The sequence below is a fragment of the Chamaesiphon sp. genome, from assembly GCF_041738855.1.
Lineage (GTDB): Bacteria > Cyanobacteriota > Cyanobacteriia > Cyanobacteriales > Chamaesiphonaceae > Chamaesiphon.
Genome location: NZ_JBGSPA010000137.1, coordinates 78896 through 94305, shown reverse-complemented (window position 1 = coordinate 94305; position 15410 = coordinate 78896). Strand labels below are relative to the sequence as shown.

Here is a 15410-nt window from a genome sequence, read left to right as displayed (position 1 = left end):
GTCAATTACGATACTTTTTTTTAAGATTTTATCCCAGCGGGGATCGCGATCGTCGGCAAGATCGCGATCCCCGCACCCTTATCAGCGTCAAAGATCGATTAGTCCGGTCGATCTAATGAAAAGAGTTGCAGATCGACCGCACTGACATAATCCCGATCGGTGAGCGTAGCTGGAGTCAATTGCTTTGCCGCGATCGCTGCTTTAATGACATCTTTCGCCGTAATCTGGCGGTAATGATAACCGAAGATCAGCGAAGCAAACCCAGGGATACCCTCGCTCCGATACGTCCCTTGATAAGCCAGCGAAACCAATTGAAATGGGGTAATCTGGCTGCTAGGTTCGATTGCGATCATCATGGCGATCGATTTAGACTCATTGCTGATATTAGTTGTCGCCTGGACTGATGTAGTTGCAGCCAAGGATAGACAAATCAGTGACAAACTGGCAATTGCAAAGTACTTCATTATCGATCGGTTATCAATTATTTAACCTCATTACTATCATAAGACTCTTTCGTGAGTCGATCCCGATGGGTTGTCGATCGACCAGATCGAGAGGACTATGCTGATGTTACTTGAGTGTTGTGCTCTCATGAGAGAAAAAGAAAGAGAGAGATAATGGATAGAGTGCAAGTAAAATCGGACTCCCAGTGAGGATGTATGCAACTGCCAATAGTAGCTCCAGCAGCAATCGTGAGCAAACATGCTCAGGTATTTCGGCCGTTATTCAACGATGTGCGCCAGTATCAAAACTTTCAGAACTATCTCACAGGGCTGATGGTACTGGAGAACAAAAGCTTGGCAAATATCAGCCGCTGCATCATCAACAGTGCAGACAAAAGTAATCTGTCACGGTTTATGAGTGAATCACCGTGGCAACCAACAGAGGTAAATCGAGTACGGATCGATTACATGCTGGAGCAGACAGGCGGAATCAGAATGGCAGCATCAGAGTCATACTTCATCATTGACGATACATTATGTGAGCATGTAGGGAGTTTGTTTGAGTACGTAGATCGTCATTACGACCATTGTGACGGCAGTTATCCACTCGCACACAATTTAGTGACCAGCCATTATCTTAGTGGAGCAGTGCGGATGCCAATCCACGCAGAAATTTATCAACGCTACGAGACAGTCTTACAAAAAAGTTGAGATTGGCCAGCGTACTTATTGGTGTTTCACTTTCTGCGTCCGCCTAGATAGTCTGGGCAAAGTCCGTCTGACAATTAGCTTTGACAACCCTGAATTGACTGGGACTTATGCTGTTCTCATCACCAATCGCTGTGACTGGTCAGCCGCTCAAATGGTTGCCAAATACTTGCGCCGATGGCCAATTGAAACCTTCTATCGGGATAGCAAACAACTTCTTGGTCTTGATGAATACCGCACACGTTCATTTGCAGCCATCGAAGCACATTGGTGTTTAGTGTTTGTGGCGTATTCGTTCTTGCATCTTGATTGTCTCCCGCTATCATCGACTCAAGACTCATCTCCACGACCGACAATTCCCTACCAATCCATTGGAGCTGTCTGCCGACAACAGGCTCAATCGTTAATTGAGCACCTAATTTTATTTGCTCATGACCGCTTAATCGAAGGATCCTCTGCTACTGAGTTATTTAGCACCTTGTTTGCTAAACAACATTCAACGACAAGATCATCCTCTCCCGTATTCTCATAACTGATTTTTCTCTCATGAGAGCACAACACTCAAGATGTTATATTGAGATTGTCGTTACTTAATGGAGCCTTCCTAAATGTCACATGACGAACTATCCTCCGCTCACCATTTCGCGCCTCAGTCAGCTCACCGATCGAGAACTACAATCTAACTATCTCAATCATCTCGATCGTACCGCCGAAATTGCCACTCTCTTAACTCAGATAACCGATAAAGATCTGGCATTGAGGATCGTCAATCTCGCTTTAGAAGTCGATCTCTATCTGGGTGCTAGTTTGACGGGATCGATCGAGCCAGAATTACAAAAGGTGGTGGTTGATGCGATCGATCGATTAGAAATTACGACTCGCCTCAAAATCGAACTTTGGAGCGTAACTAAATCTAAAGCTGCCTTGTCATATTTACAATATATTTTTATCCTTAAAAATCGATATCGGAATAGTGAGTATGAAACGATCGAATCGGCAATATCAGCTATTATAACGATCGATCGCGATCTAGCTATAGCTCTATTAATTGAAGATTTATATGATTCTCGATGCTATTATGCCGCCATCAAAAACTTAGTAGATTTAGATCCTGTCGAAGCGGTAGAAGCACTAGGAGATGTGCTATGCAATCAAGAACACAGAGATATTTCAGCTAAATCTCTTGCGATCGATATTTTAGATAAGATTGGTACAAAATCAGCTATTGAAAAGATTCATGATGCACTGAATTATTGCAAATGTCGATGGTCTGATAGTTACTGGGTTAAGGGATTGGGAATTGTTGCCGCACCCGCAATGGTAGAGCATTTAATCTACTTGCTCTATGAACCGAATCGATATGTCTATAGATCTACTGAGTATCCTGCTAGTGAAGAGCATTATGCAGATGAAGCTGTTCGTCTATGTTGTGAAGCGATCTCAGCACTAGAACGGATTAATGGAGATAAAGTATTTGATTGGCTGCATCAAGCAATGTACTGGACTCAAGCTTATGATTATCCATGTCCATTTAACGATATTGTCGAAACTTTATTTCGCCTAGATCGTAGTCGTACCTTTTCAGCATTAGAAAACGACCTTAAAAATCAAGAGCCAGCTATAAGAAAACTTGCTGTCATTGCATTGTCAGAGGAGGATAATCATTACTTAGATTGTAATTTATCAATTTTGTTAAATGTAATTGACGATCCTAATTTAGATGTACAGCTAAATATTACTGATAGCATCAGATGGATTATCCGTCGTTGCGAACGAACTGATGTTACTCCAGAACTAATTGAATATGCTATCTTTATCACTAAACCAATTATTGTCAAATTGACTAATCATCCCGATCCAGAGATTCGAGAGCGAGCTTTTAGCCAGCTATTAGTAACAGAACCAGATGAACGAAAATTAATGCTTCAATCATTGGAGAATGCTGGTAACGATAATATCGCTATATTTAGATATGGATCTAATGAATTTCTAGAACTTTCCGATCTGCCGATTCTACTCACACATCTGCAAAGTAGTTGGATTCACGTTAAAAATTATGCCGTAATTGGTATCGGAAAGATCGGTAATAATTCGATTCTTCCAATCTTAATAGAGCTAATCCACGATTCAGACAGTGGTATCCGTAACACAGCAGTACAGAGTATAATTGAGTTAGGAAGTGCGGCGATATTTTCTACGGTATTAGAACTAGCCAATAATCTCGAACTAGTGTCAACACTCATTTGTGAATTCATGAATACTAATAGATTGGAGACTCGATCTATAATCTTTGAGGAGTTTCGTCGAGATCTATCGACTACATTAAAGTTTTTACAAACTGCCGAACAATCTTTACTTGAAGCGATTGAGAAGAAGATTGGTGCCATTCACAAAAATATTCATGCGTTAGGTGAAGTTGGTACCGATCGAGCGATTCCTATTCTCTTACAACTTATTCAGACTGGCGATCCTACTGATTATGAAGTAGACCAGTACTGTGTATCTGCTTTAACAAAAATAGGTACGGATCGATCGAGAGTCGCACTCTTAAAACTTTTGCCTGATGACAGTACTTTAGGGGGTTCGATCTGGAGGGAGTTACTTTACAGTGGTAAATTAGGTCTTCTGCCGCAGATATGGCAATTTGAACATCAATCTCACTCCCCACGTTCGTTCGATCTCATCTCCACAATTCAAGAACGAGAAGGATTGTATAATCCTGAATTTAGCGAGCGATCTCATCCATTATTTGAGCCGCCTCGTCCTCGATTGCGGCACATGCTTTTAGGCGATAACTAGCAACTAATAAGCTCGATTATGAACACCAAAGATAAACTTATTTGCGCCACCTACGGGCTAATTGCCTTGGTAGCTCTACCAGCTACCTGGATTAATAATATTGCCTTCATGAGCCAGCCCACCAAAAATTCCATGCTGGATTTTGGTCGTGCTGCTTATGCAAACGCTGCGGCTGCTTCACTCGCCAACGACCTATTTTTACTAGCCGCCGCCGCGAGTATCTTCATGGTTATCGAAGGTCGGCGGGTGGGGGTGCGTTATCTGTGGCTGTATCTCCTGCTATCGCCGCTAATTGCAATTAGCGTTACCTTTCCGCTATTTCTCCTCGCCAGACACCTCAAGATGACCCAGCAGCCTGCCCAAAATCTGACCGAAACCGCTTGAAATACGGCGCGAATGAGCTGGCGACTTTCTGGATGCAAAACCAACCTATCGCCCTCTCTCTGGCACTCGATCGGTAGACCGCACACCCATAAATGAGTGGCTGATGATACCATAAATAAATAAGAAAGCTGTACATGTAACGATATAAATAGTTCAGCACTCATATTTTTAGATTAAATTCCCCCATCGCTTGCCTCCTATGCTGAAAAAATTATTTGGCGATCCCAACGTTCGCAAACTTAAAAAATACCAACCGATCGTCACTGAAATCACCCTGCTAGAGGAAGAGATGCAGCAGCTCAGTGACGAACAACTCAAGGGAAAAACCACAGAATTCAAGCGTAGACTGGAGCAAGCGAATAACGATGAGGAAGAAAAGGAACTCCTCGACGAAATCCTCCCCGAAGCCTTTGCGGTAGTCCGTGAAGCTGGCAAGCGCGTCCTCGGTTTGCGACACTTCGATGTGCAAATGCTCGGGGGGATGGTGCTCCATGAAGGGCAGATTGCCGAGATGAAGACGGGAGAAGGCAAAACCCTGGTAGCGACTCTCCCAGCTTATTTAAACGCCCTCACAGGCAAAGGCGTCCATGTCATCACCGTCAACGATTACCTCGCCAGACGTGATGCGGAGTGGATGGGACAAGTCCACCGCTTCTTGGGACTATCCGTCGGACTGATCCAATCGGGGATGAATCCCCCCGAGCGGAAGAAAAATTATGGTTGTGATGTCACTTATGCAACCAACAGTGAGCTAGGCTTTGACTATCTGCGGGACAATATGGCTGAAGCGATGGGAGAAGTCGTCCAGCGTCCATTTAATTTCTGCGTTATTGATGAAGTAGACTCGATCTTGATCGATGAAGCGCGGACACCACTGATTATCTCTGGTCAAGTCGAACGCCCGACTGAGAAGTACCTCCAAGCTGCTGATATCGCGCGGGGATTGAATAAAGAGAACCACTATGAAGTAGATGAAAAAGCTCGAAATGTACTTCTCTCTGATGAAGGCTTTGCCGAAGCAGAGCGACTTCTGGGTGTAACGGATCTCTACAATGAAGAAGATCCGTGGGCGCATTATATCTTCAATGCGATCAAAGCCAAAGAACTCTTCATCCGCGATGTCAATTACATCATCATGAACGATGAAGTGACAATCGTCGATGAATTTACCGGACGCGTACTATCGGGACGCCGCTGGAGCGATGGCTTGCATCAAGCTGTCGAAGCCAAGGAAAAAGTCAAAATTCAGAATGAGACTCAAACCCTCGCGACGATTACTTACCAAAACTTCTTCCTCCTCTATCCCAAACTCGGCGGGATGACGGGTACCGCCAAAACCGAAGAAGTCGAGCTGGAAAAAACTTATAAAATCCAGGTAACTGTCATGCCCACCAATCGCAAGAGCCAGCGGTATGACTATCCCGATGTCGTCTACAAAACCGAAGAAGCCAAGTGGCGCGCTGTCTCCCAAGAATGTGCGGACATGCACGGTACGGGACGACCAGTATTGGTCGGTACCACCAGTATCGAAAAATCGGAAATCCTCTCCCGACTATTGCATCAGGCGGAGATCCCCCATCAACTGCTCAATGCCAAACCTGAGAACGTCGAACGGGAGTCAGAAATCATCGCTCAAGCCGGACGCAAAGGCGCAGTAACGATCGCCACCAACATGGCAGGTCGCGGTACGGATATCATCTTAGGTGGTAACTCTGACTACATGGCACGGCTCAAGCTACGGGAATACTTAATGCCCCGCATCGTCGCACCTGAAGATGATGGTAACTTTAGCCCCGCGACAGTCGCCGCCGCCCAGCAAAGCAAAGCTTCCGGTAAAGGTTTCGCACCTGGTAAGAAAGTCAAAACTTGGAAAGCATCTCCCGACATCTTCCCCACCGAACTCTCCAAAGACACCGAAGCTCTGCTCAAAGATGCGGTCACATTTGCCGTTGGCTACTATGGCGAACGTAGCCTGTCCGAACTCGACGCGGAAGAAACCATCGCCGTCGCCTGCGAAAAAGCACCGACCGAAATCGAAGCGATCCAAAAACTGCGAAACGCCTATAAAGCAATTCGTCAAGAGTACGATACCTTTACCAAAGTCGAACATGAGGAAGTACTTAGCAATGGCGGCTTGCACGTCATCGGTACCGAGCGTCACGAATCGCGTCGAGTTGATAACCAATTGCGCGGTCGTGCAGGTCGTCAAGGCGATAAAGGCTCCACTAAGTTCTTCCTCAGTTTAAAAGATCCCTTGATGCAAATTTTCGGTGGCGATCGCGTCAGTGGTTTGATGGATGCCTTCCGCGTCGAGGAAGATATGCCCATCGAGTCCAAAATGCTCACCAACAGCCTCGAAGGTGCTCAGAAAAAGGTCGAGACTTACTACTATGACATGCGGAAGCAGGTATTTGAATACGACGAAGTGATGAACAATCAACGTCGCGCCATCTACGCCGAACGCCGCCGCGTCTTGGAAGGTCAAGATCTCAAGGAACAAGTAGTCCGCTATGCCGAGCGGACGATGGATGATATCGTCAATGCCTACATCGACCCAGAGTTACCACCTGAAGAGTGGAAGCTCGAAAGCCTAGTCTCCAAATCGCGGGAATTTGTCAATCTGTTCGATGACTTGACCCCTACCCAAATCGACGATATGACCTACGACGAAATCAAAATCTTTATGCGCGAAGAAGTGCGTAGAGCCTATGATATCAAAGAAACTCAGATCGATCGAGTTCAAGCCGGACTGATGCGTCAAGCTGAACGCTTCTTCATCCTCCAGCAAATCGACACCCTCTGGCGCGAACATCTCCAATCAATGGATGCCCTCCGCGAATCAGTCGGTTTACGCGGTTACGGTCAAAAAGATCCGTTGATTGAGTACAAGCAGGAAGGTTATGAGATGTTCTGGGAAATGATGACTGACATCCGTCGGAATGTGGTTTACTCGATGTTCCAATTCTCCCCCGAACGTCAAGCCCAAGCAGCGTAGAAAATTATGAAACCCAACACTTAAATGTTGGGTTTTATTCTTCAACCTAATTACGCTGCTCTTAAGCTATCTAAGATATTTAAAGCGATCGATCGCTATAGAAGCTAAGGTTAAGTGGCGGGCAGTGACCACTACAAATTTGATGTTGTGACTACGACAAATAATATCGATCTTTTATCTAGGTTTATTTGAGCCGATTTGTGCCAGAATATCACTCCGAATCAATAACCGATTGCCTCCGGCACGCTACACGAACGATTTGCTCGTCCAAGCAATCTCAGCAGGCATGGATGTTCAGATCTTGGAACACCGCAAATCGCTCGATTACAGTAGAATCAGATGAAGGTAAAAGCAGCAATTTCTCTAATCGAAGATGATGGTTGGTATTTGGTTCGGATTCGTGGTAGTCATCGGCAATATAAACATCCTGTTAAATCTGGATTGGTGACAATTGCAGGTAAATTATCTGACGATCTCGCAAGTGGAACGGCAAATAGTATTTTAAAGCAGGCACAACTCAAAGATAAGAAAACAGATGAAGTCGATCTAGAAGAGCAAGTTTCAGATGAAGATAATTTAGAGGAATTAAACTAATGCGTTACGCGACCATCATTGAAAAAATGCCGAATAACTATTCTGCTTATGTCCCAGATTTACCAGGCTGCGTAGCGACAGGTTCAACCATTGAAGAAATTTCAGTCGAGATTCAAGCCGCAATTTCATTTCATCTAGAAGGTTTGCAATTAGAAGGCTTACCGATTCCAGAACCGACGACTATTTGCGAATATATTGAAGCAGCCTAAATACGCGATCGATATTGGCTAAAATAATCATCTGTTTGCTGTATGTACGATCGCGATGACATCGAGATCGACAGCATCAGGTTAAGGTCGTAGTGACGGAATTTTTAGCTTCTTATGGCGAGTTATTAGTTATACATCAATCTCCATCTCCCATATCTAAAAAACAGATATTACTTTCATAGCATACATCCGCAGTTGGACAATGCTCGCAAGTAAATAAATTAATCATTAGTTCCCGATTGATTAGCTGTGCTATTTGTATTCTCTTTTTCTCTTCTTGATGCCATGTATTTAAGTCTTCAATTGATATATATTTAGATATAATATTGTTGTTTTTTTCACGATAGTTCAAATCTTCTGTTGTAAAAATGCTACAATCAATTATCTCGATCGGTATACTCCATTGTCTAGATAATTTAGCTCTGAAATCAACTGATTGATTTACAACCTTTTGTCGATGGTTATTTCTCCGCTTGCGTGCCGTAGGACCAAAATGATTGTAATCTATAAACTTAGTTTCAATTATCATCACTCTTCTCGCTTTAGAAATATAGACAAAATCACATTTTCCTGATTGAGTTGCATCTGACAAATCTGGAGTTTGTTCATACATTAAAATATTAGTGTATTCAGGGAAAAATCGATCTATATTAAAAAACAAAAATGCTTGTAGTAACATTTCTTTATCACAAGAATCTAGTATTATTTCTTGAAATTCTTGCTTAAAAAATAGTTTTCTTCCATCTTGAGATGTTTTACAAGCACAGACAAATCTTGTTAAGGTATCCATATTAATAAAAATTATCGCCGCCAAATAATTACGATATCTTTAGTATTCCCGCTTTTTAACAAAAGTTTCTTGGTAAAGGTAGTTTTGTAGTGTCTCGGCACGACTAAATGTCATAAAAATCGCCAATGTCTCATGCTATTTCTGCGCTAATTCTTAAAGGCAATTTTGACCTAAAGATTGCCAAATCCTACGATCTAATCGGTATTGGGTTGGATTTTGAGTTGACCATGTTCCCCATCACTCACTATTACACGGCTTGCTGGCGGAAAAAACTCGATATTTCAGGAATTTTGCCAGGAGAAAATCCTTTTAACCTATTGATATTTCCGTGTGAACTAGTTGTTGCTCATCTCATGATGAAAATCTCCGATCGATTAGAACCGATATATGCTGCGATCGAAACAGACTACTTTGGTGGAATTGGCAATCAATGGGCACTTGTTTATCAAGGTACTCAGCTAGCCGATACCAATATTAACCAGATAAGTCCAGCCTTAAAGTTTTTGGGCGTCAAATGTCAAGATGGCATGGATGAGTTTGACACGGTAGGATTGGCAAAATATCGATCGATGCCAGAGTATTTAGACAAGTACGTTGATATAGCCGAACAGCTTGGTGTTTGAATTTTAGATCTGTAGGTTGGATAGAGCAAGGCAAAACCCAACAGCCACAACTAATGCTGCTCGATCGATCGGATTTTTGAGCTGAATCGATCGCCTGTACTCACAAGTTCCTCACATTTATCGGTCATAATTTAGATTTTTAGCTCTGAGCAAGGATGCTAGCAGCGATGGCGATCGACGTCGTTCGGCAAGCAGAGGCGATCGCCATTACACTCACCCGCTTTAATTCCATAAATAATGTTCGGGAATCAGATCGTCAGGTGCGAATAAATGGGGACTCATCGGTGCTGATGCTGTGTCGTACCAGGATTCGAGCAAATCTTGAGTCTCTTGCATCTCACCGAGCGACAGATCGCGGGGGATGATGATCCCGATACTGCGATCGGGGATCGCGACATAATAACCGTCAGGAAAATATTTATCTAAATAGGGTGAGAGCAAAATCCGCGAGGAGCCAAAGCCGTCAGTGTGCATCGCGATCGCCCAAATGATACTACCATCAGCGCGGAGCTTTTGATGCGTCCACAATTCTTGTGAGGCTACCTTGAGGTTGATTACCGCTCGTTGTTGCCAGTCGATCCCCTCAGCTTCCCACACAGCTACCATCTCTGATGTGACATTCTGATAAGCAACTCGCCCCTTGGGATGGCGATCGACGATTACCCAACTGAGTGCATAGTCCCGTAAGGGTAATTCCTGATAGGGGGATGCCCAGAGCTTGGAGTTGAGACAAGTAGAGTGAATAATCAATGGCATTAACCGATCGATCGCATCAATGATAGTTCCTGACATAGCGCAGATTGGGGGGACGTGGTAATACTCTCCACTTATATTACCCACCAGATCTCAGTCAGTTCACATTCAGTTAAATTGTTTTTTATGCTCCCATTTTTCAAATTTGAGTGAGTGAGATCTCATTCCTTGGCGACTGCTATAGAACTAATTACCCAGCTTTTGACACCTTGAATCCCGATCGCCGCAGTATCGATCGTTCCTAATCGAAAAAACGATCGTCACCAACTTTTCCATTAAAGAAAGTTTGTCGTCTCGCACCCGATCGAAATCGGTGCTAATGATACAAAGTCTCTAGGCAAATAGTAAACCGAACCTTTACAAGAGCGATCGGTCGGAGTCAAAATAGAGAGTCAGCATCAAAGAGGATCTAGCAACGTGAGTCAAGATTTTGACTATGATTTGGTAATTATCGGTGCAGGTGTCGGCGGACACGGTGCTGCGCTCCATGCAGTTAGTTGCGGTCTGAAGACGGCAATCATCGAAGCGGGAGATATGGGTGGTACCTGCGTCAATCGGGGTTGTATCCCTTCCAAGGCACTGCTGGCAGCTTCGGGGAGAGTCAGAGAGTTAAAAAATGCTCACCATCTCAAGGCGATGGGGATTCAGGTCGATAACGTCAATTTCGATCGCGAAGGCATCGCCGCTCATGCTAGTAATCTCGTCACCAAGCTGCGCGGCGACTTGACAAATAGTTTGACGCGGTTGAATGTCGAAGTGATTCACGGCTGGGGCAAGGTAGTTGCCGCGCAGAAGGTGAGCGTAACCACACCTGAAGGCGAGAAATTTATTACCGCCAAGGATGTGATGATTTCATCTGGTTCGATTCCCTTTGTTCCCCCAGGAATTGAAATTGATGGTAAGACGGTATTTACTAGCGACGATGCGATTAAATTGGAAACAATTCCCCAATGGATCGCGATTATCGGGAGCGGTTATATCGGCTTAGAATTTTCCGATGTCTACACAGCATTGGGTTCAGAAGTCACAATCATCGAATTTTTCGACCAATTGATGCCAGGATTCGATACTGACATCGCCAAACTCGCCAAACGGATTTTGATCGATCCGCGCGATATCGATGCGCGCCCTAGCTTACTCGCCAAACGGGTAATTCCAGGCTCCCCAGTAGTTATCGAACTCGCCGATGCCAAAACCAAAGAAGTCGTCGAGATCCTAGAGGTCGATGCTTGCCTCGTGGCGACGGGTCGGATTCCCGATACCAAAAACCTCAACCTCGAAGCTGTCGGGGTCGCCCTCGACCGGAGAGGCTTCATTCCAGTGAATGATAAGCTCGAAGTCCTCATTGATGGCGAACCCGTCCCGCACTTATGGGCGATCGGCGATGCGACTGGTAAAATGATGTTGGCTCACGCTGCCTCCGCTCAGGGTATTATCGCCGTTGAAAATATCTGCGGTCGATCGAAACAAATCGATTATCAAAGCATTCCCGCAGCAGCATTTACCCACCCCGAAATCAGCTTTGTCGGGATGACGGAAACCCAAGCCAAGGAAGCCGGAACTGCTGGCGGATTTGAGATCGCAGCGGTGAGAAGTTACTTTAAAGGTAACTCTAAGGCAATCGCTGAAGGTGAAGCCGATGGCATGGCGAAGGTCATTTACCGCAAGGATACTGGGGAAGTATTGGGTACTCACATTATCGGCTTACATGCGGCGGATCTGATTCATGAAGCGTCAAACGCGATCGCGCAACGCAATTCGGTACAGAATCTCGCCACCTACGTTCACGCTCATCCTACTCTGTCTGAGGTCTTGGATGAAGCCTACAAACGCGCGGCTGGGGTTCATTAATCTCTAGCTTCGTTCGGCAACCGCCCTCGAATGAATTCGGGGCTAGTGTCGCAAAGTCCGCCAACGCGGACTAGATAAATTAATTAGTCCGCGTAGGCGGACTTTGCATCACCAGCCGAGACTTCAGTCTCCAGGCAATTCTCCAGATCCCCATCAAAATTAGTGAAGCGAGATCGCTTCACAATTCGGCACAGGAAATTAAAAATCTTATGAATAAACTGGTTCTTTTTGATTTAGATGGAACATTGCTGGATCGAGACGAATCAGTTAAGCAATTTATCACAGTACAATACGAGCGATTCAATGATAGTTTTAGCCATATTTCCAAGATAGATTATGTAATCAAATTTACCGAATTAGATTGTCATGGACATGTTTGGAAAGACAAGGTTTATCAAGACCTAGTTGCCGAATTCAAAATTACCAGCATTACTTGGCAAGCATTGTTGAATGATTATGAGACACAGTTTCAATTCCATTGTGTGCCATTTTTCGGTCTAGTTGAGATGCTAGAAATATTGAAACAGCAAGGTTATCGGCTAGGCATCATCACAAATGGAAGAGGCGAATTTCAAGCTAGAGCGATCTCAGGATTGGGAATTAAACAGTATTTTGATGCGATCTTGATTTCTGAAATAGAGCAAGTCAGAAAACCAGCAGCAGAAATTTTCGAGCGCGCGATAACTCGATTGGGAGGCTTGGCACAGGATAGTGTCTTTGTTGGGGACAATCCTGAAGCCGATATGATGGGAGCCAAAAATGCCAAGTTGCGGACAATTTGGAAACATAGTCTACTCTGGGAGGAAGCCGCAGGGGCTGATGCCACCATCGATGAATTGCTGGAAATACCTGCTGTTCTGGAAAAATTCAACTCTGCATTATTTAATCAATCTAAGCACGTAAATCCTTGAGCGCGATCGTCGGTTTGAGGTTAGATTTACAATAACAGAATCAGTAATTACCTAAGTAACTCATGGGATCGAATTAGGAATGCCTTACATCAAGCCCTTGGGAGATAAACTGTATGAAATCAGAGCGGATGTAAATCGCAATGCTTTTCGAGTAGTCTATTTTCTCTACACGGGAAGGAGGTTTATTTTGCTGCATGGCTTCCAGAAGAAGGCACAAAAAACACCCACAAAGGAATTGGCAAGAGCCAGAACGTATCTTGAAGATTTTCTAGAGCGCAATACGGAATCTACAGATTTAGAACAAGAGGATTAAAATATATGCCTGCCAAAACAATTTCACTTGCCGAAGTAGTCGCCAAGAGTCTGAGTAATCCCGCAATTCGACAAGAATATGAAGCCCTTAGAGAAGAGTTTCAGATTGCCCAGCTAATTATTGATATGCGAAAGGCAGCTAAATTAACACAACAAGAACTAGCAAATCGCACTGGTATCAAGCAACCGCAGTTAGCAAGAATCGAGACAGGGGCGCAAATGCCGCGATTAGATACTTTGGCAAACTTGGCAAAAGAAGCTGGCTATGATGTTGAGATTCACTTGATTCCCAAATCTCCAAGTGTTGATAATAATCAAATACTTTCGATCGCAGTTACAGCTTCCACTTAATCTCTGGTGTAATACAGTACGTATTTACCCGGTTGTACTTAGAGTACCTTCGATTTTGGGTATTTTAAGATGATGGAATATGGGAGGATCGATCGTGAATCAAAAAGAATTGGCAAAAGTAATTGAGAAAGCAAGAGTCGATCGAACCTCAATCCTAAACTTGAGTGGTCAGCGGCTTACTCGTATACCAGATAGTATCGGTAATCTCTCTCACCTAACTGAGTTAGATTTATCTGAAAATCGACTCAGTGATTTACCAGATACTATCAGTAATCTCTCACAACTGACCTATTTAGATCTTTCAGATAATAAATTAGATAAACTCCCTGAACATATTAGTTGTCTCTATAGCTTGAGTAAATTATGTCTAGCAGACAATAAACTCACTAGTCTCCCAGAAAGTATCGGTAACTTGATTAATTTAGTCGAACTCGATCTACATGGAAACGATCTCAATAGCCTCCCAGAAAGTATCAGCAATCTTTCAAATTTGATCTATCTTGGTCTAAATTATATTGAACTGACAAGTCTTCCAGAACACATTGGCAATCTTACCCGGTTAGTTTATCTAATTTTATTCGGTCACTCGCTGACTAGCCTCCCAGAAAGTATTGGGAATATGTCTAGTCTTACTTATCTGGATCTAACTCGTAGCGATCTTACTCACCTCCCGGAGAGTATTGGTAATCTCTCTAATCTTAATTATTTGAGGATAAATTCTAGCCAAATTACTATCCTTCCAGAAAATATCGGTAGTCTCTCGGCACTACATACACTATGTTTAGATAATAATCAAATTGCTAGTATTCCAGACAGTATTGGCAATCTTTGTAATTTATCATACTTATCGCTGTCAGGAAATAAACTTATTATTATTCCAGAAAGTATCAGTAATCTCTCTAATTTATTTGATATGTCTATTGATAATAACCAGCTTAAAAGCTTGCCAGATAGCATTTATCATCTTCCTAATTTAAGGCGATTTTCTCTTAATAACAATCAGCTTAACAGCTTACCAGATAGCATTGTCAACCTTACTAATCTGACCGAACTTTCCATCGCTAATAATCAATTTATTGATATTCCTAGCTGTGTTGGCACTCTATATAATCTTACCTATCTAGATATTAGTGGAAATAATCTCACCACTATACCAGGATGGGTTGTCAATCTTACGAATTTGAATCGTTTGGTTATTGAAGACTCTCAACTTATTAGTTTACCAGATAGTCTTGGAGATCTCTGCAACTTAAATCGCATATATCTAAATAGAAATCCCTTGACAGATATGTCTATTCTGAAAACTTTACCAAAACTAGAAATTGTCAGATTTTTCGATTTAGATCTCCCTCGCAAGTATTGGACTAAGTTTAGTGATTGGAACCCTCAGTGGTTATTAACTGAGAAAAATGTGGAGATTAGACGAATGTTAGTCCAAGAGGTTGGTTATGAAAAAATTTGTCATAGACTAAAAGCAGAAACACTTGATAATTGGAGAGAATATACTTTACTTAAAATCAAAGCTGGCATTGATGAAGAACCAATGGTATTACTCAAGATGACTTGTCCATCGACGGGACATGTCCATATTCTGCGCGTACCGCCAGAAATGACCAGTGCCGAAGCCGCAATTACCTGGGTAAATCATGGCATTCATCCCGACGAGTTTAGCGTACAGACTTGAATC

15 protein-coding genes and 1 pseudogene are annotated in these 15410 nt (G+C 43.3%); 13 read left to right on the top strand and 3 right to left on the bottom strand.

Annotated features, from left to right (window positions below; genetic code table 11):
* Positions 1–98 precede the first annotated feature (98 nt).
* Positions 99–464 (bottom strand): hypothetical protein, encoded by a 366-nt coding sequence (locus ACEW9I_RS13930; RefSeq protein WP_373540930.1) that lies wholly within the window; start codon positions 462–464, stop codon positions 99–101.
* 195 nt (positions 465–659) lie between these two features.
* Here ACEW9I_RS13930 and ACEW9I_RS13925 point away from each other — a divergent pair, with 195 nt between their 5' ends.
* From ACEW9I_RS13925 to ACEW9I_RS13895, 7 genes and pseudogenes are all read left to right on the top strand, one after another.
* Positions 660–1154: a transposase gene (locus ACEW9I_RS13925; protein WP_373540929.1), complete on the top strand. Its 495-nt coding sequence runs from the start codon at positions 660–662 to the stop codon at positions 1152–1154.
* Positions 1084–1683 (top strand): transposase, encoded by a 600-nt coding sequence (locus ACEW9I_RS13920; RefSeq protein WP_373540928.1) that lies wholly within the window; start codon positions 1084–1086, stop codon positions 1681–1683. Before ACEW9I_RS13925 ends, ACEW9I_RS13920 begins: the two co-directional genes overlap by 71 nt.
* An 83-nt stretch (positions 1684–1766) precedes the next feature.
* Positions 1767–3950 (top strand): HEAT repeat domain-containing protein, encoded by a 2184-nt coding sequence (locus ACEW9I_RS13915; protein ID WP_373540927.1) that lies wholly within the window; start codon positions 1767–1769, stop codon positions 3948–3950.
* 18 nt (positions 3951–3968) lie between these two features.
* The gene (locus ACEW9I_RS13910) at positions 3969–4334 is read left to right on the top strand and encodes a DUF2834 domain-containing protein (protein ID WP_373540926.1); all 366 of its coding nucleotides are present in this window, start codon (positions 3969–3971) and stop codon (positions 4332–4334) included.
* Positions 4335–4533: 199 nt separating this feature from the next.
* On the top strand, positions 4534–7329 hold the full coding sequence (secA, locus tag ACEW9I_RS13905; RefSeq protein WP_373540925.1) for a preprotein translocase subunit SecA: 2796 nt from the start codon (positions 4534–4536) through the stop codon (positions 7327–7329).
* 339 nt (positions 7330–7668) lie between these two features.
* Positions 7669–7851, top strand: a pseudogene (locus ACEW9I_RS13900) (type II toxin-antitoxin system HicA family toxin); the annotation flags it as partial.
* Positions 7852–7922: 71 nt separating this feature from the next.
* Positions 7923–8132 (top strand): type II toxin-antitoxin system HicB family antitoxin, encoded by a 210-nt coding sequence (locus ACEW9I_RS13895; protein WP_373540924.1) that lies wholly within the window; start codon positions 7923–7925, stop codon positions 8130–8132.
* Positions 8133–8268: 136 nt separating this feature from the next.
* Here the strand turns inward: ACEW9I_RS13895 and ACEW9I_RS13890 are convergent, their stop codons facing one another.
* On the bottom strand, positions 8269–8922 hold the full coding sequence (locus tag ACEW9I_RS13890; RefSeq protein WP_373540923.1) for a hypothetical protein: 654 nt from the start codon (positions 8920–8922) through the stop codon (positions 8269–8271).
* Between the two features lie 125 nt (positions 8923–9047).
* On the opposite strand from ACEW9I_RS13890, the gene ACEW9I_RS13885 reads away from it, so the two are divergent.
* On the top strand, positions 9048–9545 hold the full coding sequence (locus ACEW9I_RS13885; RefSeq protein ID WP_373540922.1) for a hypothetical protein: 498 nt from the start codon (positions 9048–9050) through the stop codon (positions 9543–9545).
* Between the two features lie 222 nt (positions 9546–9767).
* Here ACEW9I_RS13885 and ACEW9I_RS13880 read toward each other — a convergent pair whose 3' ends face one another.
* Positions 9768–10337 (bottom strand): hypothetical protein, encoded by a 570-nt coding sequence (locus tag ACEW9I_RS13880; protein ID WP_373540921.1) that lies wholly within the window; start codon positions 10335–10337, stop codon positions 9768–9770.
* Positions 10338–10715: 378 nt separating this feature from the next.
* Between ACEW9I_RS13880 and lpdA the strand changes: the two genes are divergently transcribed.
* The 5 genes from lpdA (at position 10716) to ACEW9I_RS13855 (ending at position 15407) form a co-directional block, all read left to right on the top strand.
* Positions 10716–12149 (top strand): dihydrolipoyl dehydrogenase, encoded by a 1434-nt coding sequence (gene lpdA, locus ACEW9I_RS13875; protein WP_373540920.1) that lies wholly within the window; start codon positions 10716–10718, stop codon positions 12147–12149.
* 209 nt (positions 12150–12358) lie between these two features.
* Entirely contained in the window at positions 12359–13060 is a 702-nt protein-coding gene (locus ACEW9I_RS13870) for an HAD family hydrolase (protein ID WP_373540919.1), read from the top strand.
* Between the two features lie 67 nt (positions 13061–13127).
* Positions 13128–13373: a type II toxin-antitoxin system RelE/ParE family toxin gene (locus ACEW9I_RS13865; RefSeq protein WP_373540949.1), complete on the top strand. Its 246-nt coding sequence runs from the start codon at positions 13128–13130 to the stop codon at positions 13371–13373.
* A gap of 5 nt (positions 13374–13378) precedes the next feature.
* Positions 13379–13723: a helix-turn-helix domain-containing protein gene (locus ACEW9I_RS13860; protein WP_373540918.1), complete on the top strand. Its 345-nt coding sequence runs from the start codon at positions 13379–13381 to the stop codon at positions 13721–13723.
* A 94-nt stretch (positions 13724–13817) separates the two neighbouring features.
* Complete coding sequence (locus ACEW9I_RS13855) at positions 13818–15407, top strand: leucine-rich repeat domain-containing protein (RefSeq protein ID WP_373540917.1); 1590 nt, start codon at positions 13818–13820, stop codon at positions 15405–15407.
* The last annotated feature ends 3 nt before the right edge of the window (positions 15408–15410 follow it).

Bases quoted from the DNA above. Each gene is read 5' to 3' on its own strand.
- ACEW9I_RS13930 (WP_373540930.1), bottom strand. From the start codon at position 464: ATGAAGTACTTTGCAATTGCCAGTTTGTCACTGATTTGTCTATCCTTG.
- ACEW9I_RS13925 (WP_373540929.1), top strand. From the start codon at position 660: ATGCAACTGCCAATAGTAGCTCCAGCAGCAATCGTGAGCAAACATGCT.
- ACEW9I_RS13915 (WP_373540927.1), top strand. From the start codon at position 1,767: ATGACGAACTATCCTCCGCTCACCATTTCGCGCCTCAGTCAGCTCACC.
- ACEW9I_RS13910 (WP_373540926.1), top strand. From the start codon at position 3,969: ATGAACACCAAAGATAAACTTATTTGCGCCACCTACGGGCTAATTGCC.
- secA (WP_373540925.1), top strand. From the start codon at position 4,534: ATGCTGAAAAAATTATTTGGCGATCCCAACGTTCGCAAACTTAAAAAA.
- ACEW9I_RS13895 (WP_373540924.1), top strand. From the start codon at position 7,923: ATGCGTTACGCGACCATCATTGAAAAAATGCCGAATAACTATTCTGCT.
- ACEW9I_RS13890 (WP_373540923.1), bottom strand. From the start codon at position 8,922: ATGGATACCTTAACAAGATTTGTCTGTGCTTGTAAAACATCTCAAGAT.
- ACEW9I_RS13885 (WP_373540922.1), top strand. From the start codon at position 9,048: ATGTCTCATGCTATTTCTGCGCTAATTCTTAAAGGCAATTTTGACCTA.
- ACEW9I_RS13880 (WP_373540921.1), bottom strand. From the start codon at position 10,337: ATGTCAGGAACTATCATTGATGCGATCGATCGGTTAATGCCATTGATT.
- ACEW9I_RS13870 (WP_373540919.1), top strand. From the start codon at position 12,359: ATGAATAAACTGGTTCTTTTTGATTTAGATGGAACATTGCTGGATCGA.
- ACEW9I_RS13860 (WP_373540918.1), top strand. From the start codon at position 13,379: ATGCCTGCCAAAACAATTTCACTTGCCGAAGTAGTCGCCAAGAGTCTG.